The organism is Variovorax ginsengisoli (assembly GCF_030486595.1).
GTDB lineage: Bacteria > Pseudomonadota > Gammaproteobacteria > Burkholderiales > Burkholderiaceae_C > Variovorax > Variovorax ginsengisoli_B.
In genome coordinates this window covers 166,789-189,200 of record NZ_JAUJZH010000012.1, presented here as the reverse complement: position 1 = coordinate 189,200, position 22,412 = coordinate 166,789, and the positions used below count along the sequence as shown (strand labels likewise).

General features: G+C 69.8%; 20 protein-coding genes. 3 read left to right on the top strand and 17 right to left on the bottom strand.

Translation table 11 applies throughout. The annotated features are described in order from the left end of the window. Positions 1 to 8: 8 nt before the first annotated feature. Positions 9 to 707 (top strand): DsbA family oxidoreductase, encoded by a 699-nt coding sequence (locus QZH52_RS18185; protein ID WP_301811610.1) that lies wholly within the window; start codon positions 9 to 11, stop codon positions 705 to 707. Here QZH52_RS18185 and QZH52_RS18180 read toward each other — a convergent pair. From QZH52_RS18180 to QZH52_RS18130, 11 genes are all read right to left on the bottom strand, one after another. Next, the gene (locus tag QZH52_RS18180) at positions 694 to 1,692 is read right to left on the bottom strand and encodes a Bug family tripartite tricarboxylate transporter substrate binding protein (RefSeq protein WP_301811607.1); all 999 of its coding nucleotides are present in this window, start codon (positions 1,690 to 1,692) and stop codon (positions 694 to 696) included. The genes QZH52_RS18185 and QZH52_RS18180 overlap by 14 nt on opposite strands. A 29-nt stretch (positions 1,693 to 1,721) precedes the next feature. Next, positions 1,722 to 2,732, bottom strand: coding sequence for a YeiH family protein (locus QZH52_RS18175; RefSeq protein WP_301811604.1), 1,011 nt, complete (start codon positions 2,730 to 2,732; stop codon positions 1,722 to 1,724). Further along, a complete protein-coding gene (locus tag QZH52_RS18170) occupies positions 2,729 to 4,372 on the bottom strand; it encodes a 3-(methylthio)propionyl-CoA ligase (protein ID WP_301811600.1) in 1,644 nt (547 codons plus the stop codon). Before QZH52_RS18170 ends, QZH52_RS18175 begins: the two co-directional genes overlap by 4 nt. Before the next feature lie 50 nt (positions 4,373 to 4,422). Next, the gene (locus QZH52_RS18165) at positions 4,423 to 5,784 is read right to left on the bottom strand and encodes an MFS transporter (RefSeq protein WP_301811597.1); all 1,362 of its coding nucleotides are present in this window, start codon (positions 5,782 to 5,784) and stop codon (positions 4,423 to 4,425) included. 10 nt (positions 5,785 to 5,794) lie between these two features. Next, positions 5,795 to 6,766 carry a quinone oxidoreductase family protein gene (locus QZH52_RS18160; RefSeq protein WP_286530853.1) on the bottom strand — a complete coding sequence of 324 codons (972 nt, stop codon included), beginning with the start codon at positions 6,764 to 6,766 and terminating at the stop codon, positions 5,795 to 5,797. A 24-nt stretch (positions 6,767 to 6,790) separates the two neighbouring features. Beyond that, on the bottom strand, positions 6,791 to 7,354 hold the full coding sequence (locus QZH52_RS18155) for an RBBP9/YdeN family alpha/beta hydrolase (protein WP_301811593.1): 564 nt from the start codon (positions 7,352 to 7,354) through the stop codon (positions 6,791 to 6,793). A 20-nt stretch (positions 7,355 to 7,374) separates the two neighbouring features. Then, positions 7,375 to 8,433: a beta-keto acid cleavage family enzyme gene (locus tag QZH52_RS18150; RefSeq protein WP_301811590.1), complete on the bottom strand. Its 1,059-nt coding sequence runs from the start codon at positions 8,431 to 8,433 to the stop codon at positions 7,375 to 7,377. Positions 8,434 to 8,467: 34 nt separating this feature from the next. Beyond that, positions 8,468 to 9,316, bottom strand: coding sequence for a TauD/TfdA dioxygenase family protein (locus QZH52_RS18145; protein ID WP_301811654.1), 849 nt, complete (start codon positions 9,314 to 9,316; stop codon positions 8,468 to 8,470). 187 nt (positions 9,317 to 9,503) lie between these two features. Further along, positions 9,504 to 12,284, bottom strand: a complete 2,781-nt coding sequence (locus QZH52_RS18140) for a winged helix-turn-helix domain-containing protein (RefSeq protein WP_436411600.1) — start codon at positions 12,282 to 12,284, stop codon at positions 9,504 to 9,506. Continuing rightward, positions 12,253 to 13,179, bottom strand: coding sequence for a DUF2950 domain-containing protein (locus QZH52_RS18135; protein ID WP_301811585.1), 927 nt, complete (start codon positions 13,177 to 13,179; stop codon positions 12,253 to 12,255). The genes QZH52_RS18140 and QZH52_RS18135 overlap by 32 nt, the downstream gene beginning before the upstream one ends. A gap of 20 nt (positions 13,180 to 13,199) precedes the next feature. Further along, entirely contained in the window at positions 13,200 to 14,657 is a 1,458-nt protein-coding gene (locus tag QZH52_RS18130; protein ID WP_301811582.1) for a DUF3300 domain-containing protein, read from the bottom strand. Between the two features lie 120 nt (positions 14,658 to 14,777). Here QZH52_RS18130 and QZH52_RS18125 point away from each other — a divergent pair, with 120 nt between their 5' ends. Then, entirely contained in the window at positions 14,778 to 15,128 is a 351-nt protein-coding gene (locus tag QZH52_RS18125) for a hypothetical protein (protein WP_301811580.1), read from the top strand. A gap of 30 nt (positions 15,129 to 15,158) precedes the next feature. On the opposite strand, the gene QZH52_RS18120 is transcribed toward QZH52_RS18125, so the two are convergent. Genes QZH52_RS18120 through QZH52_RS18110 form a run of 3 tightly spaced genes read right to left on the bottom strand, consistent with a single transcriptional unit; the run spans position 15,159 to position 18,330 of the window. Beyond that, positions 15,159 to 16,538 (bottom strand): TolC family protein, encoded by a 1,380-nt coding sequence (locus QZH52_RS18120; RefSeq protein ID WP_301811578.1) that lies wholly within the window; start codon positions 16,536 to 16,538, stop codon positions 15,159 to 15,161. Further along, on the bottom strand, positions 16,538 to 17,758 hold the full coding sequence (locus QZH52_RS18115) for an HlyD family secretion protein (protein WP_301811576.1): 1,221 nt from the start codon (positions 17,756 to 17,758) through the stop codon (positions 16,538 to 16,540). Before QZH52_RS18115 ends, QZH52_RS18120 begins: the two co-directional genes overlap by 1 nt. Then, positions 17,758 to 18,330: a DUF3302 domain-containing protein gene (locus QZH52_RS18110; protein WP_301811574.1), complete on the bottom strand. Its 573-nt coding sequence runs from the start codon at positions 18,328 to 18,330 to the stop codon at positions 17,758 to 17,760. The genes QZH52_RS18115 and QZH52_RS18110 overlap by 1 nt, the downstream gene beginning before the upstream one ends. A gap of 82 nt (positions 18,331 to 18,412) precedes the next feature. Between QZH52_RS18110 and QZH52_RS18105 the strand changes: the two genes are divergently transcribed. Next, positions 18,413 to 18,877 carry a universal stress protein gene (locus QZH52_RS18105; RefSeq protein WP_301811572.1) on the top strand — a complete coding sequence of 155 codons (465 nt, stop codon included), beginning with the start codon at positions 18,413 to 18,415 and terminating at the stop codon, positions 18,875 to 18,877. 51 nt (positions 18,878 to 18,928) lie between these two features. Here the strand turns inward: QZH52_RS18105 and ppk2 are convergent, their stop codons facing one another. The 3 genes from ppk2 to pflA form a co-directional block, all read right to left on the bottom strand. Next, a complete protein-coding gene (ppk2, locus tag QZH52_RS18100; RefSeq protein ID WP_301811568.1) occupies positions 18,929 to 19,795 on the bottom strand; it encodes a polyphosphate kinase 2 in 867 nt (288 codons plus the stop codon). A 115-nt stretch (positions 19,796 to 19,910) separates the two neighbouring features. Then, positions 19,911 to 21,503 (bottom strand): aspartate:alanine exchanger family transporter, encoded by a 1,593-nt coding sequence (locus tag QZH52_RS18095; protein WP_301811565.1) that lies wholly within the window; start codon positions 21,501 to 21,503, stop codon positions 19,911 to 19,913. Between the two features lie 42 nt (positions 21,504 to 21,545). Then, positions 21,546 to 22,403 (bottom strand): pyruvate formate-lyase-activating protein, encoded by an 858-nt coding sequence (gene pflA, locus QZH52_RS18090; RefSeq protein WP_301811562.1) that lies wholly within the window; start codon positions 22,401 to 22,403, stop codon positions 21,546 to 21,548. Positions 22,404 to 22,412: the final 9 nt, after the last annotated feature.

Sequence of the window (22,412 nt, the reverse complement as noted above, 5' to 3'; positions counted from 1 at the left end):
AGCACAGCATGCATTCGCCCGAGCCGGCGCTGGCCGCCGCAGACCGCGAGGACGCGGGCACCCAGCCCACGCTGACGGTCGAGGTCTACTTCGATTTCGTCTGCCCCTGGTGCCTGATCGGCAAGCGCCAACTCGACGCCGCCGCCAGCCGCCTCGCCCAACTGCGGCCCGATGTGCGGCTGCACACGGTCTGGCATTCGTACCCCTTGCTGCCCGACGTGCCGCCGGGCGGCCTGCCTTACCAGGCCTTCTATGTGGCCCGCCTGGGCAGCCCCGAAGCCGTCGCCCGGCGGCGCGCGCAAGTGCGGCAGGCCGGCCAGGCGGCCGGGGTCCCGTTCGCCTTCGACCGGATCGCCGTGATGCCGAACACGGCCGCCGCCCATGCCCGGGTCGCGCAGGCGGCCGCGGTCGGCACCGAGGTCCAGCAGCGCCAGCTGATCGACCGCATCTTCATGGCCTACTTCAACGGCGGCCGGGACATCGGCGACGCCTCCGTGCTCGCGCAGCTGGCGCGCGACTGCGGGCTGCCGGCCGAGGCTCCCGTCCCTGGCGCCGAGCGCAGCCAGGGCCGCGACCCGCAGGCCAAGGTACGCCATCTGGTCAGCGGGGTGCCCTTCTTCGTGTTCGACGCATCGCTGGCGCTGGCCGGCGCCGTGTCGGCCGACACGCTGCTGGACGCCATGCTGCGCGCACTCACTCCGGCTTGAAGTCGATCGACTTGAGCACCTCGCCCACGCGCCGGTAGTCGGCCGCGAGCGAACCCGTGAGCTCCTCGGGCGTGCGTGTGCCGCCGGCCTCCAGCCCGGTGTCGAGCAGGTGCGCGCGCAGCGCCGGCTGGGCCAGCGCCTTCAGCGTCGCCTCGCGCACGCTGGCCTGCACCGCGGCGGGCACGTCGGGCTTGAGCCAGAGGCCCATCCACGAGACGGTCTCCAGCTGCGGATAGCCCAGCTCGGCAAAGGTCGGCACCTCGGGCAGCAGGGGCGAGCGCTTGGGCGTGCTCACTGCAAAGGCCTTGATCTTGCCGGCCTTGATCAACGGCAGCGAAGTCGCGATGCCGTCGAACATCAGCGGCACGTGGCCGCCCATCACGTCGGCGAGCGCCGGCGTGGAGCCCTTGTAGCCGACGTGCGTCATGTCGATGCCGGCCGCCTTGTTGAGTTGCAGCCCCGCCACGTGCGACACCGTGCCAGGGCTGTACGAGGCATAGCTCACCTTGCCGGGGTTGGCCTTGACCCAGGTCAGCAGCTCGCGGAAGTTCTTCGCCGGCACCGTGGGTGCGCCGACCATCACCAGGCCGCCGTGGCCGAGTTCCGCCACCGGCTTGATCTCCTTGGCCATGTCCACCCGCAGCTTGATGATGTGCGGGATCTCGCTCACCAGCGAGTTGACGCCCACCAGCAGGGTGTGGCCGTCGTGCGGCGCGTTCGAGAGCTCGTTGACCGCGAGCACGCCGCCCGCGCCGGGCTTGGGGTCGACCACGAAGGGCTGGCCGGTGTCCTTCGACAACTGGTCTGCCACCAGGCGCGCGATGATGTCGGCGGTGCCACCGGCCGGGCCGGCCACGATCACGCGCACCATCTTCTCGGGCCATTTCGCTGTCGGCTGGGCCTGCGCCATCGCGAGACCCGAGACGCCGAGGCAGGACAGGCACGCGGCCTGGATCATCCGGCGCCGCCTTTGATTCGGATTCATGTTCGGTTTCCTTCTATCTGTTGTTCTGTTCAGGATGTCCAGCGAATCAGCGCGATCGCCAGTGTGGCGAGAAACACCGTTTCGCCCAACATCAGGACGACGGGCTTCAGGCCCACCGTGGCAAGGTCGCGCAATTGCGTCTTCATGCCGATGCCGGCGATGGCGGCCACCAGGAACCAGCGCGAGCAGTCGCTGCCGGCGTCGGTCAGGACCTTCGGAATCCAGCCAGTGCTGTTGACGGCCACCAGCAGCGCGAAGGCGACAGCGAACCACGGCAGCAGCGGCGGGCGCGGGCCGCCCTCGCCCTTGCCGGCGGCGCGTGTGCACATCACGGCGAACACGATCACCGGCAGCAGCATCGCCACGCGCATGAGCTTGACCAAGGTGGCGATGTCGCCGGTTTCCTTCGACATGCTGTAGCCGGCGCCGACCACCTGCGCCACGTCGTGGATCGTCGCGCCGAGAAAGATCCCGGCGGCGCGCTCGTCGAGCCCGAGGGCGTGAGCGATCATGGGATAGGCGATCATGGCGAAGGTCGACAACGCCGAGACGCCGACCACCGTGAACAGCGTCGCGCGCTCCTTCTGCGGATGCGACGGCAGCGCCGCCGCCAACGCCAGCGCGGCCGATGCCCCGCAGATCGCCGTGGCGCCGCCGCTGAGCAGGCCGAACAGCGACTGGAAGCCCATCAGCTTGGCGACCACCATCGACACCCCGATGGTCAGCACCACCGACAGCACCACCAGCAGCACCGGGTGCCAGCCCAGCGCCACCACCTGCGCGGCCGTGATGCGGAGGCCCAGCAGCGCCACGCCCCAGCGCAGCACCTGGCGCGCCGTGAACTCGATGCCGGGTTTGCAGGCACCCTCGACCGACAGGAAGTTCATCGCCATCCCGAGGATCAGCGCGAACAGCATCACCGGCGCGCCGTAGTGCTGCGACAGGAAAGTGGAGGCGGCCGCGACCACCGCGCAGGCCAGCACTCCCGGGAAGAGCGTGCGGCTGCGCGCCGGCCAGGCGGCGATCGACAGGGCGGTCATGCGAACCTCATTCCGCCGTCGGCCATGAGGTGGTTGCCGTAGGCGTCGCGCAGCAGGTTCTTCTGCACCTTGCCGGTCGCGCCGAGCGGGATGCGGTCGACGAAGACCACGTCGTCGGGCGTCCACCACTTGGCGATCCGGCCGTCATAGAAGCGGATGAGTTCCTCGCGCGTCAATTCCTGGCCGGGCTTCTTCACCACGATCAGAAGCGGGCGCTCGTCCCACTTGGCGTGCCGCGCCGCGATGCAGGCCGCCATCTCCACGGCGGGGTGCGCCATGGCGATGTTCTCGAGGTCGATGGAGCCGATCCACTCGCCGCCGGACTTGATCACGTCCTTGCTGCGGTCGGTGATCTGCATGAAGCCGTCCGCGTCGATGGTCGAGACGTCGCCGGTGGGGAACCAGCCATTGACCAGCGGGCCCGCGCCCTCGCCCTTGTAGTAGCCGGAAATCACCCAGGCGCCGCGCACCATCAGCTCGCCCGAGGCCTTGCCGTCCTGCGGCAGCTCGGCGCCGTCGGCACCGACGATCTTCATGTCGATGCCGAACACCGAGCGGCCCTGCTTCGATTGCAGCGCCAGGCGCTGCTCGCCGTCGAGCGACCGGTGGCAGGGCTTGAGCGTGCACACCGCGCCCACCGGGCTCAGCTCGGTCATGCCCCAGGCGTGCAGCACCTGCACGTCGTAGCGCTCCTGGAAGGCGCGCATCATGGCCGGCGGGCAGGCCGAGCCGCCGATGATGGTGCGGCGCATGGTGCTGAAGCGGAGGTCGTTGCTCTCCACATGGGCGAGCAGGCCCTGCCACACGGTGGGCACGCCGGCCGAGACCGTCACGCCCTCGGCCTCGAAGAGGTCGTGCAGCGACTTGCCGTCGAGCCACGGACCCGGGAACACCAGCTTGGCGCCGACCATGCACGCGATGTAGGGCAGGCCCCAGGCGTTGACGTGGAACATCGGCACCACCGGCAGGATGACGTCGTTGGCCGAGCAGTTCAGCGCATCGGGCAGCGCCGCCGCATAGGTGTGCAGCATGGTCGAGCGGTGGCTGTAGAGCGCGCCCTTCGGGTTGCCGGTGGTGCCGGAGGTGTAGCACAGCGAAGAAGCCGCCTTCTCGTCGAACACCGGCCACGTGAAGTCGGGCGAATGGTCCTCGATCAGTTCCTCGTAGCACAGCAGGTTGGGCACCTTCGACTCGGCGGGCATGTGGGCGCGGTCGGTCATGGCGACGAAGGCCTTGATGGTCGACACGCGCGAGGCGATGGCCTCGATCAGCGGCAGGAAGCTCAGGTCGAAGAAGAGGATCTCGTCTTCGGCGTGGTCGGCGATCCACACCACCTGGTCGGGGTGCAGGCGCGGGTTGAGCGTGTGCAGCACCGCGCCCGAGCCGGAGGCCGCGTAGTACAGCTCCATGTGGCGATAGCCGTTCCAGGCCAGCGTGGCGACGCGCTGGCCCTTCTCGATGCCGCGCGCGGCGAGCGCGTTGGCGAGCCGGCGCGCGCGCTGGCCGAGGTCGCGGTAGGTGTAGCGGTGCAGGTCGCCTTCGACCCGGCGCGAGACGATCTGCTGGTCGCCGTGGTGGCGCTCGGCGTGGGTGAGGAGGCTGGAGATCAGCAGCGGCTGATCCATCATCAATCCGTTCATGTCGGTTTCCGTTCGTTCGTTCAAATGGACAGTGGTGGCGCGGCGGCGGCTCAGGCCGGCACGCTGCGGGGAGCGCCGGCCGGCGCGGCATGGATGTCTTCGTCGGCGCTGTCGCCGGCGCTTTGCAGGTCGGCCCCGTAGCTGCGCGAGGCAACCATGAAGGCCCAGGCGGCCAGCAGTCCGAAGACCGGCATCACCATCAGGGCGTTCTCGAGCGTCCACAGGTCCGACAGCGCGCCGGCGATGAGCGGGCCCACGGCCAGTCCCAGCAGGTTCTGGAACAGCGACAGCACCGAGGCGCCGGTGGCGCGGATGCCGGGGTGGATCACGTCGATCACCACGGCGGCGACCACGCCGACGGTGCAGGTCATCAGGAAGCCGCCCAGCGCGAACAGTGCGAACTGCGCCTGCTTGCCGAGGTCCAGCCCGAGGTGGCCGGCACCGAAGGCGAACGCCAGCACCGCCGCCGAAGCCACGCACACCGCGGCCGTCACGTGCAGCTTGGCGGCCGGATTCTTGCGGCCGGCACGGTCGGCGACCGCGCCCCAGACCACGCTGCCCAGCGCGCCGCAAAGCACCACCAGCGCGGCCTTCACGCCCGCCTGCTCCGGCGCCATGCCATGCATGCGGTTGAGGAAGCTCGGCATCCAGGCCCAGATGGCCGACACCAGGATCAGCTGCGCCGGCGCACCGATGCAGACCCACAACAAGGTGCGCGAACGCGCCAGCCGCTTCACGATGGCGCGTGCCGTGCCCTGGGTCGAACGGGTGGCCTGTTCGATGCTCGGCGTGAGCGCCACCGTGCGGTAGTCACGGACCCGGGTGTAGAGCAGCGCCAGGACCAGGCCCGGCACGCCGACGACGCCGAAGGCCGCCTGCCAGCCCCATTTCGCGGCGATGACGCCACCGAGCATCACGCCCAGCACCGAGCCGACCGACGCCGAGGCGAAGAAGGCCGCCATCAGCGCGCCGCGCATGCGGGCCGGAAAGTGGCTGGCGATGAGGGCCGCGCCGACCGCGCCGTAGCCCGCCTCGCCCAGCCCCACCGCGGCACGCGCGGCCAGCAGCTGGCCATAGTTGCGGGTGAACATGCAGCTGATCGAGGCCAGGCTCCAGATCGTGGCCATCGCGACGATGCTCTTCACCCGGCTGAAGCGGTCGGCGAAGAGCGCGATCGGGATCGCGCCCAGTGCCACCGTCACCGAGACGGCCGACACCAGCGCGCCGAGCTGCTTGTCCGACAGGCCCCAGGCCTCCTTCAGGTGCGGGAACAGCGACACGATCACCTGGCGATCGATGTAGTCGACCATCATCAGGCCGATGGTCATGGCGAAGGCGAACCAGGCCTGGCGCGGGCCGACCAGGTAGCCGTCGGCCGCGCCCGGCTTCGCGTCGTGGGAATGCAGATCCATGGTCTTCCCCTCAGGGCACCAGCACGGTCGCGCCGGTGGTTGCGCGCGATTCGAGCGCGCGGTGCGCGTCGGCGGCATCGGCCAGTGCGAAGCTCTGCTTGGGTTCGCTGACGATGCGGCCCGCCAGCACATGGCCGAACAGCTCCTCGGCCATCGCCAGCATGTGGGTGCGCGGCGTGATGTAGTGCATCATCGCCGGGCGCGTGACCCAGATCGAGCCCTTCACCGCCAGCGTCTGCGAGTCGATCACCACCGGCCCCGAGGTGGTGCCGTTGCTGATCAGCGAACCGCGCGGCTGCAGGCTGTCGAGCGAGGCTTCCAGCGTGTCCTTGCCCACCGAGTCGTACACCACCGGCACGCCTTTGCCGTCGGTGATCTCGCGCACCCGCTTCGCGATGTTCTCGCGCGAGGTCACGATGGTGTGGGCGCAGCCGTTGGCCTTCGCGATGGCGGCCTTCTCGTCGGTGCTGACGGTGCCGATCATCGTCACGCCCATCGCACGTGCCCACTGGCAGGCGATCAGGCCGACGCCGCCGGCGGCCGCGTGATAGAGGATTGTTTCGCCGCCCTTCAGCGGGAAGACCTGGCGGAACAGGTACTGCGCCGTCATGCCCTTCATCATCAAGGTCGAGGCCGTGCGGTCGGACACGCCCTCGGGCAGCGGGATCAGCAGCTCGGCCGGCATCACGCGCGCTTCCGAGTACGCGCCCTGGGGGCCGATCAGGTAGCCCACGCGGTCGCCCACGCGGATGTCGGTCACGCCGGGGCCCACGGCCTCGACCACGCCCACCGCGTCGGACCCGAGCCCGTTGGGCAGCGGCAGCGGATAGCGGCCGGTGCGGAAGTAGATGTCGATGAAGTTGACTGCGATGTAGGTGTGGCGCACGCGCGCCTGGCCCGGGCCGGGCTCGCCGACGTCGACGTTCTCCAGCCTGAGGACTTCCGGTCCGCCGGTTTCATGAAAGCGAATGGCCTTGGCCATGATGTGTCTCCTTGGTATCTGATTTCAGCGGTGCGAAAGCTCGGCGATGAACAGCTCGGCGCGGGGCCAGTCGCCGTAGCCCGAGGCGGGGTTCAGGTGGCCGACCTCGCCGAGGTCGACCAGGCGGCTGCCCCAGTCGCGGGCCAGTTCCGCCACCCGGCCGTAGTCGGCCAGCGGATCGTTGCGGCTCGCCGCCACGATGCTCGGGAAAGGCAGCGTCCGGCGCGGCACCGGCAGCCAGCCGCTGGCGCGCAATTCATCGACTGTGGGGTAGCCCTCGGGCATCGGCCGATCGAAGTCCGGCGGCGCGGCGAGCAGCGCGCCATGGACGGCCCGCTTGGTCTGGCGCGCCCAGTGCGCGACCATCACGCAGCCGCCGCTGTGCGCCACCAGGATCAAGGGGCCCTCGACGGCCTGCGCCTCGCGCTCGATCGCGGCCACGCGCGTCGCGCAGTCGAGGTCGGCCCGGCCCATCGGCGGCACGCAGCGCACCGGGCCGCCCCGCGCCGCCAGGCGCGCGGCCAGCAGCGTCTGCCAGTGGGCGTCGACGTGGTCGCGCAGGCCGGGGACGATGAGCACGGTGGGCATGGGGGATGCTCCGTTCACCTTCAGGCCACGCGGCGCAGGTAGCCCTGCTGGCGCCCCTTCGGGTTGGGCGCGAAGCCGTTGGCCGCCAGCGTCTCCTCGACGGTGTCGTAGAACACGCCGATCTTCAGGATCTCGCGGGCTTCCTTGCCGTTGGCGACTTCGCGGCCGAACTCGCGCGACATGCGCACCAGCTGCTCGATCTGCTGCACCGAGGTCATCTTCTCGCTGCGCGACTGGTTCCAGAGGTTGTCCTCGATGCCGCAGCGCACATGCAGGCCCAGGGCCATGCCGATCATGTTGATCGGCAGCACGTTGCGCATGCTGCTTTCCACGGTCAGCATCGCGCCGTCCGGAATCGCGCGCAGGAAGTTCGTCAGGTTGTAGGGGTTGGGCGCGTCCATGCCGCCGCTGATCGCCACCCAGTTCATCACCAGCGGGCCCTTGTAGACGCCGCGGCGGATCAGCCGCTCCACCGTCTCGTAGCTGTTGATGTTGTAGAACTGGAAGGCGCTCTGGATGCCGGCGGCGCTCAGGCGGCGCACATGCTCCTCGATGAAGCCGGGGCCCGAGGGCACGATCATCTCGCGGTAGGCGGCGTTGTTCTGCGGCTCGGCCAGCGAGGTGCCCGCGATGTCTTCAGCCTCCATGTGCTCCAGCACGTTCATCTGCGTCGTGTTGACGGTGACCGTGACCTGGTCCGGCTTCGGGTCGAGCTCGGCCAGCATGTGGCGAGTGTCGTCGTGCAGCCACTTGGCGTTGGCGCCGTCGCTCTCGGGAGCGAAGGAGATCGAGCCGCCGACCTGGATCACCATGTCGGGCACTGCCTTGCGCACGCCGGCGATCAGCTCGTTGAACATCGACAGGCGCTTGGAGCCCTTGCCGTCCAGCTCGCGCACATGCAGGTGCAGCACGCTGGCGCCGGCGTTGTAGCAGTCGACCGCCTTCTGGATCTGCTGTTCCATGGTCACAGGGATGTCCTGCGGGAAGTCGGAGGGGATCCACTCGGGACCGTAGGGCGCCACGGTGATCACCAGCTTGTCCTGGTTCTCCGGGAAGAGGGAGCCGTCGAGGAAGTTCATGGTCGGTCTTTCAGTTGCGTGTTGGATGAGGGGTTCAGTAGGTGGCTGTGCCGATGATTCCGGCGCGTTCCATCTTTCGGTGGCAGGGCGGGTAGTCCATGACCGCGTAGTGCTGGGTGCTGCGGTTGTCCCAGAACGCCACGCTGTTCTTCTTCCAGCGCCAGCGCACCTGGAACTCGGGGATCGCGGCCTGGCTGACCAGGTAGTTCAGCAGCTGGCCGGCGGCCGGCGCGTAGTCCTGGCCGAAGCGCACGTTCGCCGGCGTGTGGAAGTTGGTGAAATGCGTGGTGAAGGCGTTGACGAAGAGGATCTTCTCGCCCGTTTCCGGGTGGGTGCGCACCACCGGGTGCTCCGCATCGGGGAACTGCGCGTGCAGCGCGAGGCGCTTCTCGATCGGCATCGCGGCGCCGAAGCTGGCCTCGATGCTGTGGCGGGCGCGCAGGCCCTCGATCTTCAGCTGGATGTCTTCCGGCAGGCGCGCGTACGCCTCGGCCATGTTCACCCAGATGGTGTCGCCGCCGACTTCCGGCGTTTCGACGCAGCGCAGCACGCAGCCGAAGGGCGGCTTCTCGCGCCAGGTGGCGTCGGTGTGGAAGGCGTTCTCGTAGCGGTCGTTGGGCGTGTCGGGCGACTTGTAGATCCGGACCAGGCCGGGGTGCTCGGGGTCGCTGCCGGCCACGGGATGGTCTTCGAGTTCGCCGAAGTGGCGAGCGAAGGCCACGTGCTCGGCGCGCGAGAAGTCCTGGTCGCGCAGGAACAGCACCTTGTGCTTGAGCAGCAGCGCGCGGATCTCGGCCACCGTGTCGGCGTCGCGCGAGGCGGCGCCGAGGTCCACGTTGCGCAGCTCGGCGCCGATGGTGCAGGTCAGCGGTTCGACCTGGATGGATGTCTTCAGTGCCGCGCTGGACACTACGGCGGGTGCGCCTTTCAGGGGCGCGGCTTCGGTTGTTGAGGGCATGTCTTGTCTCCGTCTGGTGGGAGGCCGCTTGAGCGCGAATTCCCAAGCCCGAAGAATAGGATTCGGCGCCCTTTCCGAGCCCCTCCTTGCAGGAGGGGGGAGGCCCCTTCCGCTAGGGCGCCGGCTGGAGCAGCCCGAGGATGCGGGCGCGGACGACGACTTCCTTGCGCGTGCCGGCGTCCAGCTTGGCCAGCAGGTTCTTGACGTGCCACTTGACCGTGGTTTCGCCCACCTGCATGGCGCGCCCGATCTCCTTGTTGGACAGGCTGCGCGCCAGCAGCTCCATCACCTCGCGCTCCTTGGGCGTCAGCACCATGCCGCGCACCGCCGGAGGCCGGGGCGTTTCGGCGGCCGCCACCGGACGCGTCGGCGCGGCCACGGCCGGCGCCACCGGCGCATGCTCGTCGCCTTCGCCGGCGACCTGCCTGGCCCATGCGCCCAGGTCCGGATGGGCGTCCTCGAAAATACGTACGAGGCCGTAGCTTTGAGCCAGGTCGATCGCCTCGCGCAGCATCGGGGCGGCGCGTTTCTCGCCGCAACGGTCGAGCGCGAAGGCGCGCAGGCCGAGGATCTCGATCTCCAGCCGGCCTTGCCGCACCACCTGCACGAGCTCGCTGGCCTGGGTCAGCGGCGCCAGGGCACCGCGCCAGTCCTGGGCCGCGATCGCCGCGTAGCCGTGGGCCAGGTCGCGCATCGCGTCCACGCTGCGCCGCCAGAGCCGTCCCTGCGGCAGGGCCGGGTCGGCCAGCAGGGCGTCGATGCGCTGGCACAGTTCCCGGCAGCTCTGCGCCCGAAAGCGCCGGGCATGCAGGCGCACCAGCTCCACCAGGCTGGCGATGCGAAGCCGCGGCAGCGCGCGTGCCGAGCCCGCCGCGTCGAGCGCCCCGAGCAGTTCCACCGCCCGGTGCTCGGCGCCCTCGGCCACCGCCATGCGGGCCATCGTCCGGTAGGCCAGCAACAGCGCTTCAGGCAGCCCGCTGCGCTCCAGCACGTCGAGCCGGTCGGCCAGCAGCGCGGCGGCATCGACGGGGCGGCCGCGCTCCCACAGCGCGGCCGCAAGCAGGGCGGCGAGCATGCACACGAAGCTGTTGCGCCGCCCCAGGTCGGCTTCGGCGCTGGCCACGGCCGGATGCAGCAGGCTCTCGACCAGCCGGACCTGGCCTTCCCAGACATAGGAGAGGGCGATGATGAGCTCGCCCCAGCGCCCGATGAAGCCCTGCCCGCGGCCGAAATCCCCGCGCGGCGACTGCTGCTGGCGCAGCCGCGCCAGCGCCGGGTCGCCCTCGAGCAGCGTCCGGTAGGCGGTGCGGTTGGCGTGCACCTGCAGCAGCAGCGGATCGCGCAGAGGCGGCGCCTCGGCCCAGGGGTCGTGCAGCGCCGCGAAGCGGTCCGGGTCGTCCGCGAACACCGCCCCGCCGCTCAGGATCAACGCGCATTCGCAGCGCAGGGGGGCATCGGGCGCGTGCTGCGGCTGCGCCAGGATCCGGTCGACCAGCCGGCCGGCGTCTTCATGGCGTTCGCTGGTGGCGAGCGTCCAGGCCGCGGCCAGCAGCAGCCGCGGCCGGCGGTCCAGTTCGTCGGGCGGCAGTTGCGCCAGCCATTCGAGCACCACGCCCTGCCGGCCGTGGGTCATGATCGATTCGTAGAGGCTGCGCTCGGCCAGCTCGTAGGCCCGCTCACGCTGGCCGGCGATCAGCGCGTGGCGGGCCGCGTCCTCGAGCATGCCGCGCTCGGCCAGCCACCCGGACGCCCGGGCATGGGCTCCGGCCTGCACCTCCGGGGGGAGCGCGCCGAAGCCCTCGCGCAGCACATCGCGCGCCAGCGCGTGCATGCGCAGCCAGTCGCCCTGCTCCGCCGCCACGAACACCGGCGTGTCGCGGCTCAGTCGCGCCAGCCGTTCCGTCGCATCGTCCATGCCGGCGACCTGCCGGCACAGCTCCGGGTGCAGATGATCGAGGATCGCGATGCGGGTGAGGAACGCGCGGTCGCGCGAATCGAGATTGGCCAGCAGCATAGCCAGGAACTGCTCGCGCAGCTGCCCGCCAAGGGCGCTCATCCCCGCCACGTCGGCGCGCGCGTCGGTGCCGCGCGCCAGCACGGTGAGCGAGAGCTGCAGTCCCAGCGGCCAGCCTTCCGTGAGCGCGTGCAGCCGGGCGGCGGTGTCGTTGTCGACGCTGGCACCGAAGCGGCCGTGGATCAGTTCCAGCGTCTCTTCGAGCCTGAAGCGCAGCATCGCCGGGCCGACCACCACGCACTGCCCATAGGCGATCAGGTCGTCGATGTCCAGGTTGCAGTCGGGCCGGCTGGCGATCACGGTGCGCAGGTTGGGTGGCGCATTGCGCAGCAGGTAGGCCAGCGCCTCGCGCGACGCCGCCGGCAGGCGCTCCGCCTCGTCCACCACCAGCACCACGTCGAGCGCCGTCTGCGCCAGCTCTGCCAGCCAGATCGTGATGCCCTCGAGGCCGCTCGGCGCTGCCGCGTCGAGCAGCACGTGGCCGAAAGTGGAGCGCCCCGCCGCCCGCCGCACCGCCAGCGCCAGCGCCTGCGCCAGGCGCTGCGGCGTGTCGCGCGCCTGCGCCGAGACCCAAGCCACCACCAGGCCGTGCGCGAGATGCTCGAGCCGCCATTGGGCCAGCAGCGAGGTCTTGCCGAAGCCCGCCGGCGCCTGGATCAGGATGGCCGGGACATCGCGGAACGCCGGGTCGGCCGCCAGCAGCCGCGGCCGCGCCACCAGATGGCGCGGCACTCTCGGCGGCGAGACCCGCAGCAGCAGGTCGTCGCTGCCGCCGTCGGGACGGGTGGTGTCGGGAATCAATTGGGCCCTCGCTGCATGGAGGGCGCCGGCGGAACCGCGCCCGCGCCTACTGTACGTCGACCTTTCTCCAGCCCGCATCGGGGTCGAACCGGGTCATCGCCCGTGCGGCGGCGTCCGTGCCGGCGCCCAGGTTCTTCTCGTAGAGCACCCCGTCGTGGTTGACCATGAAGCTCATCACGCCGGTCTCGCCGTACTTCACGGGCCAGGCGACCAGCGCGAAGCCGCCGCGCATGCGATTGCCGATGACGTAGTCGTAGGCGCCGCCGGGTGCGTTCGGACCCTGCGCCTTGAGGATCTTGAAGTGGTAGCCGTGGTAGCCCTCGCCGGGCCGGGCCGGGGCGTAGAGCGGGCCCAGCGGGCTCTCCGCCTCGCCGGGGCCGGTGTGCCAGTAAAGGCCGTCGTGCTTGCCCGGCGTGCTGGCGAACTTCTGGGCGAATTCGAGCACGCCGTTGCCGTCGCGGTCGACCTGCGCGTACTCCCGCTGGGCATCGAAGTAGGCGAGCGCGGCCCGCATGGCGGCCAGTTCGTTGCGGCCGATGCGGCGCGTCTGCATCTGGTCGGCGCCGGCGCGCGGGTCGAAGTGCCAGCCGCCCGCGCCCTTGACGATCGGGATCGGCAGGGTCCAGCCACTGTCGCCGGCCCCCAGCAGCGCCCGGTCGGGCCCGTCGGGCACCACCTTGTGCTGCTTGGCATAGGCGCCCAGGAAATCGTAGATGTCCTCGCGATCGACCTCGCCCGCCGGCACGAAGCGTCGCCAGTCGTTGCCGAGCACCGTCTGCAGCGCCTTGTGGTCGTTGTCCGCCAGCGCCCTGAAGAAGGCCTCCGAGGCCGCCTCGGGACTGGGGTACGCGCGCTGCGCGAAAGCGGGAGCGGCAAGGGCCAGCGTGAGTGTGGCAATCGCAGCAGCCGCTGCTGCCCTGGTGCGCATCGGATTCAGCATGTTCGAGCCTCGCATGAAGTGGAGTGGGTTCATCGCCGTCATCGCTCGTGCGCCTAGCGCCGGCCTCCGCCGCCGCGTCCGCCGCCACCACCACCGCCCCTCATGCCGCCGCCACCGCCGCCGGCGCGAGCGCCACCGCCCGCATGGCCACCGCCGTAGGATCCGCCGCTAGGGCGCGCACCGCCGCCGGCATGCGCACCGCCACCCCCGTAGCCACCGCCGCCCGCACGCGCGCCGGCACCGGCGTGCGCACCGCCGCCACCGGCCCCGCCCATCGACTGACGGCTCGCGTTGCCGCGATCGGCCTGTTGCCGCGCCTGCGCGCCGCCGTCGCCCGCGCCGCGCAGGGCGTTGTCGGAGCCGCCGCGATGCTGGACCTGCTCGCGGCCGCCGGCGCCGCCCCGATCGAAGCCGCCGCCCTGCCCGCCGCGGTCGCCGGCCCCGCCTTGGCCGCCCCGCTGGCCGCCGCGGTCGACGGCCTGCTGCGCCCGTTCGCGCGTGCCCGGATCGTTGCGCAAGTTCTCGCGACCCTGCCCCGGGTCCATGCCCCGCTGCTGGAGCGAGGACTGCGCCTGCTGCCGCTGCGCATCGCGGCCCGCGTTGTCGCGGCCGCGGTAGTCCTGGCGCTGGCCCGGATCGCCGGCGTTGCGGCCGTACTGCTGCTGGCTGCGCGAATCGCGGTACGGCACGCCCTTGCGATTGGCCGCGTTGTGCTGGAAGTTGGTCTGGTTGGCCGCGATCTGGCGGTTGGTGTTGATGCTGTTGTAGCGGTTGACGTTGACGTTCACGTTGCCGCCGCCCCAGTTGGCATTGCCCCAGAGCGCGCCCACGGCGGCCACGCCGACGCCGAAGGCGATGCCCGTGGCCAGCGCGGCACCCGGGTAGTAGGCCGGATAGGGCGGGTAGTAGTACGGCGGATAGGCCGGATAGGGCCAGGCTCCATAGACCACGGTCGGGTTGTAGGCCGGCACGTAGACCACCTCCGGGTTCGCCGGCTCGATCTTGATCACGGTCTGCTGCGTCTGCGGTTCCTGCTCGACGATGACCTTCTGTTGCTCGGTCGTCTTGAGGCTGCCCTGCTGCTGGGCCTTGGTCCGCAGCCGCTGGGCCGAGTCGAGCACGTCCTTGGACGAGGCCAGGAAGGCGTCACCGAGGTTCTGAGTCCAGTCGGGCTGGTCGCCCATCATCTGGATCACCTGCGGGAAGGCGACCAGCGACTGCACGCTCGGGTCCCAGGGCTTGTCCTGCACCGCCTTCACGGCGGCATCACCCTGCTGCTTGGAGTTGGCCTTCGACCATTTCGCGGCGTCGACCACGTCGGCCGGATAGGTGGCGGCCATCAGCACCTGCGACAGCAGCGAATCCGGATAGAGCGCTATCGGCGCCATCATCTGGTCGAGCTGCTCCCGACTGAAGGTAGGCGCCTGCTGCGCCGTCACCAGGGACGCCGACACCAGCAGCGAAACCATCACTGCCAGCATGCGGGTGAAGCGGGTCGCAACAGAAAACATGGGCACTCCTCTTCAGGTTGGCCACCAGCATACGGGGGTATGCAGGAGGCCGCAATTGCGTTCCAGTAGGCAGTCGCTCGGCAAGTCACTACGATCGCGGGACGTCGATCGGAGGCACGAATGAAGCACAGCATCATCTTCCTGCGGGCCGCGGTCCTGGGCGCCACCCTGGTCGCCAGTGGCTGCTACTACCCTCCGCCCGCGTACCCCGTGACCGTGGGGGCCCCGGCCAGCTTCGACCGATCGTTCGCGGCCGCGGCCGGCGCGATGCGCGATCAGGGGCTGGCCATCGGCACCGAGGACCGCGCGGCCGGCATGATCATCGCAACGGCGGGCAGCGCCACGGTGTCGGCCAGCGTGCGCCAGCAGGCGGACGGCAGTGTCCGCGTCCAGTTCGACGCCACCGGTGCGCGCGATCCCGCGCTCATCGACCGGATCTCGCGCAGCTACGACGCCCGCATGGGTCGCTGACCCGATGCCGGCGTCGTTGGCGCACGCCATCTAGACCCCCCCACCCAGGGCCAGATAGAGGTTTGTTCGCTGCGCCAGCTGCTCGCTCTGTACCCGCAGCCTCGACGTCCGCGCCGCATACAGCGCCAGCTGGCTTTGCTCCACCGTGCGCAAGTCCGCCGAACCCACCTGGTACTGGATCCGCGCCAGCTTCAGCGCTTCTTCGTTGTCGCGGATCGCGCTCGCCAGGATCGCCTCGCGTTCGCGCAGGATCGATTCCGTGCCCAGCGCGTTTTCCACCTCGCTGAACGCCTTCTGCCCCGCGCGCGCGTATTCGGCCACCGCCTGCTTCTGCTCGGCCGACCGGATCTCGACCTGCGCCCGCAACGCGCCGCCCTGGTAGATCGGCGCGATCAGGTTCGCACCCACGCTCCACACCGGGCTGCTGACATCCTTCAGCACGATCAGTTCGCTCGACACGTTGCTGCCGCCGGCCGTGAGGCTGATCCTCGGCAGCTGCGCCGCCTTGGCTTCGCCCACCCGGTTGAACGCCGCGGCCACGCGGCGCTCGGCCGCCACCATATCGGGGCGGCGCTCCAGCAATTCGGATGGCACGCCGACGGGCAAGGGCGGCGGCATCGGGGCCAGCCGGTCGGCGACCGCGATCTCCGCCGCCGGGTAGCGGCCGACCAGCAATTCAAGAGCGCGCAATGCCTGTTCGCGCGACAGTTCGACCTGCCTCAGCGTGTCGCGGTAGGTACCGACGGTCGCGCGCGCCTGCGCCGACGACAACGCCGTGCCGCTGCCGATGCGCAGGCGGTCGTCGGCCATCCGCACCAGGACCTCCGAAGACCCGAGCGAATCCTTTGCGATCGCCCGCTGCATGCCGGCCTCGACCGCCAGGAACCAGCTCTTGGCGACCATCGCGGCCAGCGACTGGCGCGCATAGGCGTAGTCGGCCTCGGCCGCGGCGAGTTGCTCGCGGGCGGCCGCGCTGCCATAGCGCAGGCGACCCCACACGTCGAGCTCGAGCGACGCGTTGAGAAAGATGCCGTCCAGCCCGCCGCCACCACCCGACTTGCCGCCGCCCAGGCCGACCAGGCCCACCGACGGCCACAGGCTGGCGGACGCCACCTTGACGTAGCCCGCGGCCTGCTCGACCCGGGCCGCGGCGACCCGGAGGTCGGCGTTGTAGGCTAGCGCTTCGTTGACGAGCGAGGTCAGCTCCGGCTGCTCGAAAGAGGCGAGCCAGCGGTCCGCCACCGCCGCCGACACGCCGCCACCGGCGCGGAAGGCTTCCGGCAGCGGCGCCTGGGGCAGCACTTCGCTGCGCAATGCGTCGGCCGTCGGCGGCGGCTTGAACGCGCAGCCAGCCAGCGCCGCCGCGAGCGACGCCGCCAGGACCCAGGGACGAAGCGACGGCATGGACATCAGTGCAGTTTCAGCACGAGGTAGTTGGTGATCGAACCGACGCGCAGGATCACCATGCGCAGGATATGGATCGCCGCTACGTGTGCGGTGTAGATCGCGCCCTGCCCATCTGCGCCGGCGGCGAGGAACAGCCCGGCGTCGGGCTCGTCGACGATCAGCTTGACCGGAAAGCGGCCCGGCACCTGGGGGAACGCACCGGTCTGCGGCAGCGTGCCCGACTGCTGCACCTGCCCCTGCCCTTGCGCCCACACGATGGAGTCGACCGTCGCGCTGATGATGCGGCCGGGATAGGTCTTGAGCGTGAACTCCGCCTTGTCGCCGGGCTCGACCAGCCGCAGCTCGTTCTGGTCGAAGAGCGCGATCACCTGGTAGGTTTCCTCGACGAAACTCATCGCCGGCGAGAACGGCACCGAGACCACGAAGGAGCCCGGCCGCAACTGGACATTGATCGCATAGCCATTGGAGGGCGCGTACACGGCCGTCTGGTCGAGGTTCCATTGCGCATTGCCCAGCTCGGCCCGGCTGAGGTCGACCTGCGCCTTGGCGGTCGCGAGCTGGGCCCGCGATGTGGCGACCGACGCCTGCTCGCCGTTGACCTGCGCCGCCAGCCGCTGGGAGACCTGAGTCTCGTTGGCGGAGGCGGTCGCGATCTGCCCCTGCAACTCGGCCAGCGTGGATTCGGCCTGCTCGAGCGCGAAGCGATCGCCCGCGCCGGTCGCGACCAGTTCGCGGTTCTGGCGCACCCGCAGACGGGCCAGTTCGAGCTTGGGCTGCAGCGCCCTGACCTGGCCGGTGGCGGCCTTCAGCTGCTCCTGCAGCTGGCGGGCGCCGGCCGAGGCATCGACCAGGGACGCGCCGGCTGCCGCGAATTTCGCCTCGTCGGACGCCAGCTTGGCCTTGGCCGCGTTGAGTTCGTTCTCGTACTGGGTCGGGTCGATGCGAAACAGCAGCTCGCCCTTCTTCACCAGCCGGTTGGGCTCGACCGGCACCTCGAGCACGCGGCCCCGCACCTGCGGCACCACCTGCACCACGTACTTGAGGACGCGCACGTCCGCGGTCGACGGCGCGACGACGTTGAGCGTGAGGATCAGGATCGACAGCGCGACGATCGGGATGATCACCACCGTGACCTGCCAGGCGGTGTTCCATGGCAGCCACTTCAGCTTGATGAAGATCAGCCAGACGAAGAAGGCATAGATGCCGAGGAGAAGGATGTCCATCAGGTGCTCGCGTCTCGGGTGGCGTCCGCTTCGGCGCGCCGCGCCTGCAGCGCCGCGGCCAGGTTGCGGCGCACCTGCTTGAGCTCAGCGGACAGCGCGCCCTTGGCCTCCATCGCATCGAGTTCCTCGCGCAGGTGCGCGATCTCGTGCTCCAGCAGCTCGCCCGCGTGCGCCTTCTCGCTCTGCTCGTGGAAGTAGTCGTCGTGCTTCTCGGTGCCGTAGGCGGCCTGGTAGCCCACCGGCTTGACGAAGGCCCACAGCCAGGCCAGCGGCCAGAGCATGCCGCCGAACACCAGCGAGAGCAGGCACAGCGTCTTGATGGCATCGCGCTGGGGGTGATGCCGCTTGTGCGCGATCTTCTCGGGCAGCACGTGCACCATCCAGAACAGCACGATCACGGCGATGGGCACCACGAAGACGACGAACCAGGCGATGCCGGTGGCGGCGGATGCCAGCATGTCGGGCGGCAGGAAGGACGCATGCGCCGCCGGCGCCGCAACGAGCGCGCCGATGCCCAGCAGGCGCGGCGCATGGAGGCGCTTCGCCGCATGGTCCCTGAGTATGAAAGTCATGTTTTTCCAATCAGGCCGGGTTGCAAGCGCTTGCCCGAAGCGTCACGATGCAGGCCGTCGATCGACCCAGAAAAGGCCGGCCATGTACCAGCGAATCCTTGTCCCCCTGGACGGCAGCGAGACCTCGCTGCGCGGCCTTGACGAGGCCGTGCGCCTCGCCCTTCTGCACGGCGCGAGGCTGCGCCTGGTGCACGGGCTCAACCGGTTCGGCCGCACACCCGGCCATGCCTCTCACGCGTCGTACGCCACGCTGCTGCCCAGGATGAAGCAAGAAGGCGAAGCCCTCCTGCGGGACGCCCGCGAGCGCGCCGAGCGCCATGGTGCCAAGGACGTGGAGACGCAGCTGCTGAGTTCGCTCACCCTGCACCTGGCGGAGCTGGTCGCGCAGGACGCGATGGACTGGAAGGCCGACCTCATCGTGGCCGGCACCCGAGGCCGCAAGGGCATCGAGCGCATCCTCTGGGGCAGCGAAGCGCAACAGGTCCTGCGCCTGACGACGGTGCCCGTCCTGCTGGTCCAGGCGCCGGATACCGCGGCCAGCGGGTAGGTGATTGAAGAGGGGCATCCGTTCGTTCCCGGCGGCGAGGTCAGCTGCTCTTCAGTAGCGTTCTTCGATGAAGCGCATCGGATGGTTGGACTCGCGGTAGCCGTCCGCCTTCTGCCGCTTGGGCAGTTTGATCTTCTCGCGATGCACCGCCCGGTACGGCACCTGGCTCAGCAGGTGCGAAATGATGTTGAGGCGGGCCCGGCGCTTGTCGTCGGACCGCGCGACGTTCCACGGCGCGAACTCGGTGTCGGACGCCGCAAACATGTCGTCACGCGCACGGGAGTAGTCGTACCAGCGGCTGTAGGACTTGAGGTCCATCGGCGACAGCTTCCAGATCTTGCGCCCGTCGTCGATGCGCTCCTCGAGCCGCCGGGTCTGCTCCTCGGGGCTCACCTCGAGCCAGTACTTGACGAGGATGATGCCGGAGTCGACCATCACCCGCTCGACCCTCGGAATGGCCGCGAGGAAGCCCTTGACGGCCTCTTCGCTGCAGAAACCCATGACCCGCTCGACACCAGCGCGGTTGTACCAGCTGCGGTCGAAGATGACCACCTCGCCGGCCGCCGGCAGGTGCGGCAGATAGCGCTGCACGTACATCTGGCTCTTCTCGCGCTCGGTCGGCGCCGACAGCGCCACCACCCGGAACACGCGCGGGCTCACCCGCTCGGTGATCGCCTTGATGGTGCCGCCCTTGCCCGCGCCGTCGCGCCCCTCGAACACGATGCACACCCTCAAGCCCTTGTGGACCACCCACTCCTGAAGCTTGACGAGTTCGACGTGCAGGCGTTCGAGCTCCTTGTCGTACTGCCGGCGGCCGAGCTTGCCCTTGGTCGTCTCGGCATCCTTGGGTTTGGTCTCGTCGTGCACCGCAACGGCTTCGTGCTCCTGCTTGTCCGACGGTTTGTGTTTCTGCTCCATGGCGACCTCGCTCGTCAGTGTTGTGCGTCGAACGTAGCGCAGCCGACCGGGGGCGCAAATCCTACTTTGGTCGGATTTCCTCGGCGGCGCGGCGCAAGGTCATCCACGGTCCGACTCACCCGCCCAGCACCGCCGGCACGATGTCGACGAACAGGATCTTGATGATCGTCATGCCCGGAAAGATCATCGCGTAGCCGATGTCCGGCTTGTCGGTGGGCGCCAGCTTGTTGGCATAGGCGAGGATGGCCGGATTGCCGCAGGCCCCGGCCACGATGCCGGCCACCTCGTCGTAGGGCATCTTGAAGACGCCCAGGCCCAGCAGCAGGATCGGCAGCACCAGCGCCACCACCACGATCGCGCCGAGGCCGAGCATCAGGAAGCCCGTCTGCGACACCGTGGCAGCGAACTTGGGCCCCGATGCCATGCCCACCTGCGCCAGGAACAGCGTCAGCCCGAGGTTCCGCAGCACCAGATTGGCCGACAGCGGGATGGTCCAGTTCAGTCCGCCGGTGCGGCGCAGCTTGCCGAGCACCAGCGCCACGATCAGCACGCCCGACAGCCCCAGCGCGAGCTTGCCGACACCCGGCAGCGGGAAGTTGATCGCCCCGAGCAGGAAGCCCAGCGCCATCCCGAAGCCGATCGAGATGTAGCTGAATTCGGCCGTGCCCTTGATCGAATCGCCGAAGAACTTGCGCAGCGCGGCGAAGTCGTCGCGGTGCGCGAGCATGCCGATGCGGTCGCCGAACTCCAGCACCAGGTCGGGCCTCGGCATGATGTCGGCGTCGCCGCGCCGGACCTGGACCAGCGCGTGGGGCCGGCCCTCCGGCAATTTCAGGTCGCCAAGGCTGCGGCCGACCACGGCCGCACGCGAAGCGAAGATGCGCACGTAGTCGAGGTCGCGGCGGTCGCCGGTCACGCGGCCGTGATGGACCTCGCCGAGTTGCTTGGCGGCCTGCTCCAGCGCCTCGCGGCTCGGCCCCGTGACCAGCAGCACGTCGTTGGCCGCCAGCGCCATCGAACGCGAGGCCGGCAGGTTGTGGTGCGCCCGCCGCAGCGCCGCGATGTCGATGCCGGCGGGCAGTCCGGCGAGCAGGTCGCCGATCGTCTTGCCCTTCAGCGCCGAGTCCTCGGGCGCGATCTCCAGCATCTCGATGCCGCCGCCCGTGGGCGCCTGGATCTTCGGCTTGAGGACCATGAAGCAGATGTACAGGAAGAGGATCGGCCCCGCGACGCCCAGCGGATAGGCCACCGAGTAGCCCACCGCCGGATCGTCGTTGCCCAGCTGCACGATGGCCGCCTGCAGGGTCGGCGTGCTGGTGCCGGCGCCCGCGAACAGTCCCAGCGCATGCCCGAGCGGCAGGCTCGACAGCTTCATGAACAGCACGCTCACGATGCCGGACAGCAGCACGCCGGAGAGCGCGATCAGGTTGGCCCGGCGGCCGCTGGTGCTGGTCAGCCCGACGAAGAACTGCTTGCCGTACTGCACGCCGACGGCATAGAGGAACAGCGCCAGCCCCAGGGTGCCGACCATCGGCGCGGGCGCCGACTTCGGCGCCAGCCAGCCCATGAACAGGGCCACGAACAGCACCGCGCCGACGCCGAGCGAGAAGCCCTTGATGTTGACCTCGCCCAGCAGGTAGCCCAGTGCGACGGTGAGGAACAGCGCCATCATCGGCTGCTGCGCGAGTATGTTGCTCAATGTCTCCAAGGTCTTCTCCTCGTTTTTCTTGGTTCTGGTCCGGGATTCGTTTCAGTAGACCGTGAGACCGCGGCTGCGGAATTGGCCGCGCACCCTTTCGGCGAGTTCCGGCGACGGCGGCTCGACGTCCTTCAGCGGGTAGTCGAGTCCGAGCCGCTGCCATTTGTCGCGCCCCATCTGGTGGAAGCGCAGGATCTCGACCCGCTCCAGCGACTTCAGCCCGGCGCACACCTCGGCCACCTTCTCAACGTTGTCGAATCCGTCGGTAAGGCCCGGCACCAGCACGTAGCGAACCCACATCGGCCGGCCCAGGTCGGAGAGCCTGCGCGCGTAGTCGAGCGTCGGCTGCAGCGGCTGCCCCGTGACCTGCTGGTAGATCGCCGGGTCGCCCGACTTGATGTCGAGCAGGTGCAGGTCGATCTGGCTCAGCTCCTCGTCCGTCATGCGCTCGCCCAGGCGGCCGGAGGTGTCGATGCAGGTGTGCAGCCCGAGCTGCTTGCAGCGCCTGAAGATCTGCATCGCGAACGCCTTCTGCACCATCGGCTCGCCGCCCGACAGCGTGATGCCGCCGCGGCTGATCTTGAGCACCTTGGCGTACTTGGCGATCTCGCGCATCGCCCGCGCCACCGTCACCGGCTTGCCGTTCTGGCGGTGCCAGGTGTCGGGGTTGTGGCAGTACTGGCAGCGCAGGAAGCAGCCCGTGAGAAAGGCGACGAAGCGGATGCCCGGCCCGTCGACCGTGCTGCCCACCTCCCAGGAGTGGACGTAGCCGACGATGTCCTCGCCGGTGTCCGGCGCCTGCTCGAGATCCGCCGCGTGGATGGTGTAGTAGTCCTGCGACTTGGTGTCCGCCGCCCACTTTCGCGCGACGTGCAGCTCGTAGCGGCTGCCGCTCAGTGACTGGCTCATGGGGTGCTC

Coding starts and splice junctions, on each gene's coding strand:
- ppk2 (WP_301811568.1), bottom strand. CDS start 19,795: ATGGAGCAGAAACACAAACCGTCGGACAAGCAGGAGCACGAAGCCGTT.
- QZH52_RS18175 (WP_301811604.1), bottom strand. CDS start 2,732: ATGACCGCCCTGTCGATCGCCGCCTGGCCGGCGCGCAGCCGCACGCTC.
- QZH52_RS18170 (WP_301811600.1), bottom strand. CDS start 4,372: ATGAACGGATTGATGATGGATCAGCCGCTGCTGATCTCCAGCCTCCTC.
- QZH52_RS18185 (WP_301811610.1), top strand. CDS start 9: ATGCATTCGCCCGAGCCGGCGCTGGCCGCCGCAGACCGCGAGGACGCG.
- QZH52_RS18165 (WP_301811597.1), bottom strand. CDS start 5,784: ATGGATCTGCATTCCCACGACGCGAAGCCGGGCGCGGCCGACGGCTAC.
- pflA (WP_301811562.1), bottom strand. CDS start 22,403: ATGAGCCAGTCACTGAGCGGCAGCCGCTACGAGCTGCACGTCGCGCGA.
- QZH52_RS18115 (WP_301811576.1), bottom strand. CDS start 17,758: ATGGACATCCTTCTCCTCGGCATCTATGCCTTCTTCGTCTGGCTGATC.
- QZH52_RS18135 (WP_301811585.1), bottom strand. CDS start 13,179: ATGAACCCACTCCACTTCATGCGAGGCTCGAACATGCTGAATCCGATG.
- QZH52_RS18120 (WP_301811578.1), bottom strand. CDS start 16,538: ATGTCCATGCCGTCGCTTCGTCCCTGGGTCCTGGCGGCGTCGCTCGCG.
- QZH52_RS18130 (WP_301811582.1), bottom strand. CDS start 14,657: ATGTTTTCTGTTGCGACCCGCTTCACCCGCATGCTGGCAGTGATGGTT.
- QZH52_RS18150 (WP_301811590.1), bottom strand. CDS start 8,433: ATGAACTTCCTCGACGGCTCCCTCTTCCCGGAGAACCAGGACAAGCTG.
- QZH52_RS18110 (WP_301811574.1), bottom strand. CDS start 18,330: ATGACTTTCATACTCAGGGACCATGCGGCGAAGCGCCTCCATGCGCCG.
- QZH52_RS18180 (WP_301811607.1), bottom strand. CDS start 1,692: ATGAATCCGAATCAAAGGCGGCGCCGGATGATCCAGGCCGCGTGCCTG.
- QZH52_RS18160 (WP_286530853.1), bottom strand. CDS start 6,766: ATGGCCAAGGCCATTCGCTTTCATGAAACCGGCGGACCGGAAGTCCTC.
- QZH52_RS18125 (WP_301811580.1), top strand. CDS start 14,778: ATGAAGCACAGCATCATCTTCCTGCGGGCCGCGGTCCTGGGCGCCACC.
- QZH52_RS18140 (WP_436411600.1), bottom strand. CDS start 12,284: ATGCGGGCTGGAGAAAGGTCGACGTACAGTAGGCGCGGGCGCGGTTCC.
- QZH52_RS18155 (WP_301811593.1), bottom strand. CDS start 7,354: ATGCCCACCGTGCTCATCGTCCCCGGCCTGCGCGACCACGTCGACGCC.
- QZH52_RS18105 (WP_301811572.1), top strand. CDS start 18,413: ATGTACCAGCGAATCCTTGTCCCCCTGGACGGCAGCGAGACCTCGCTG.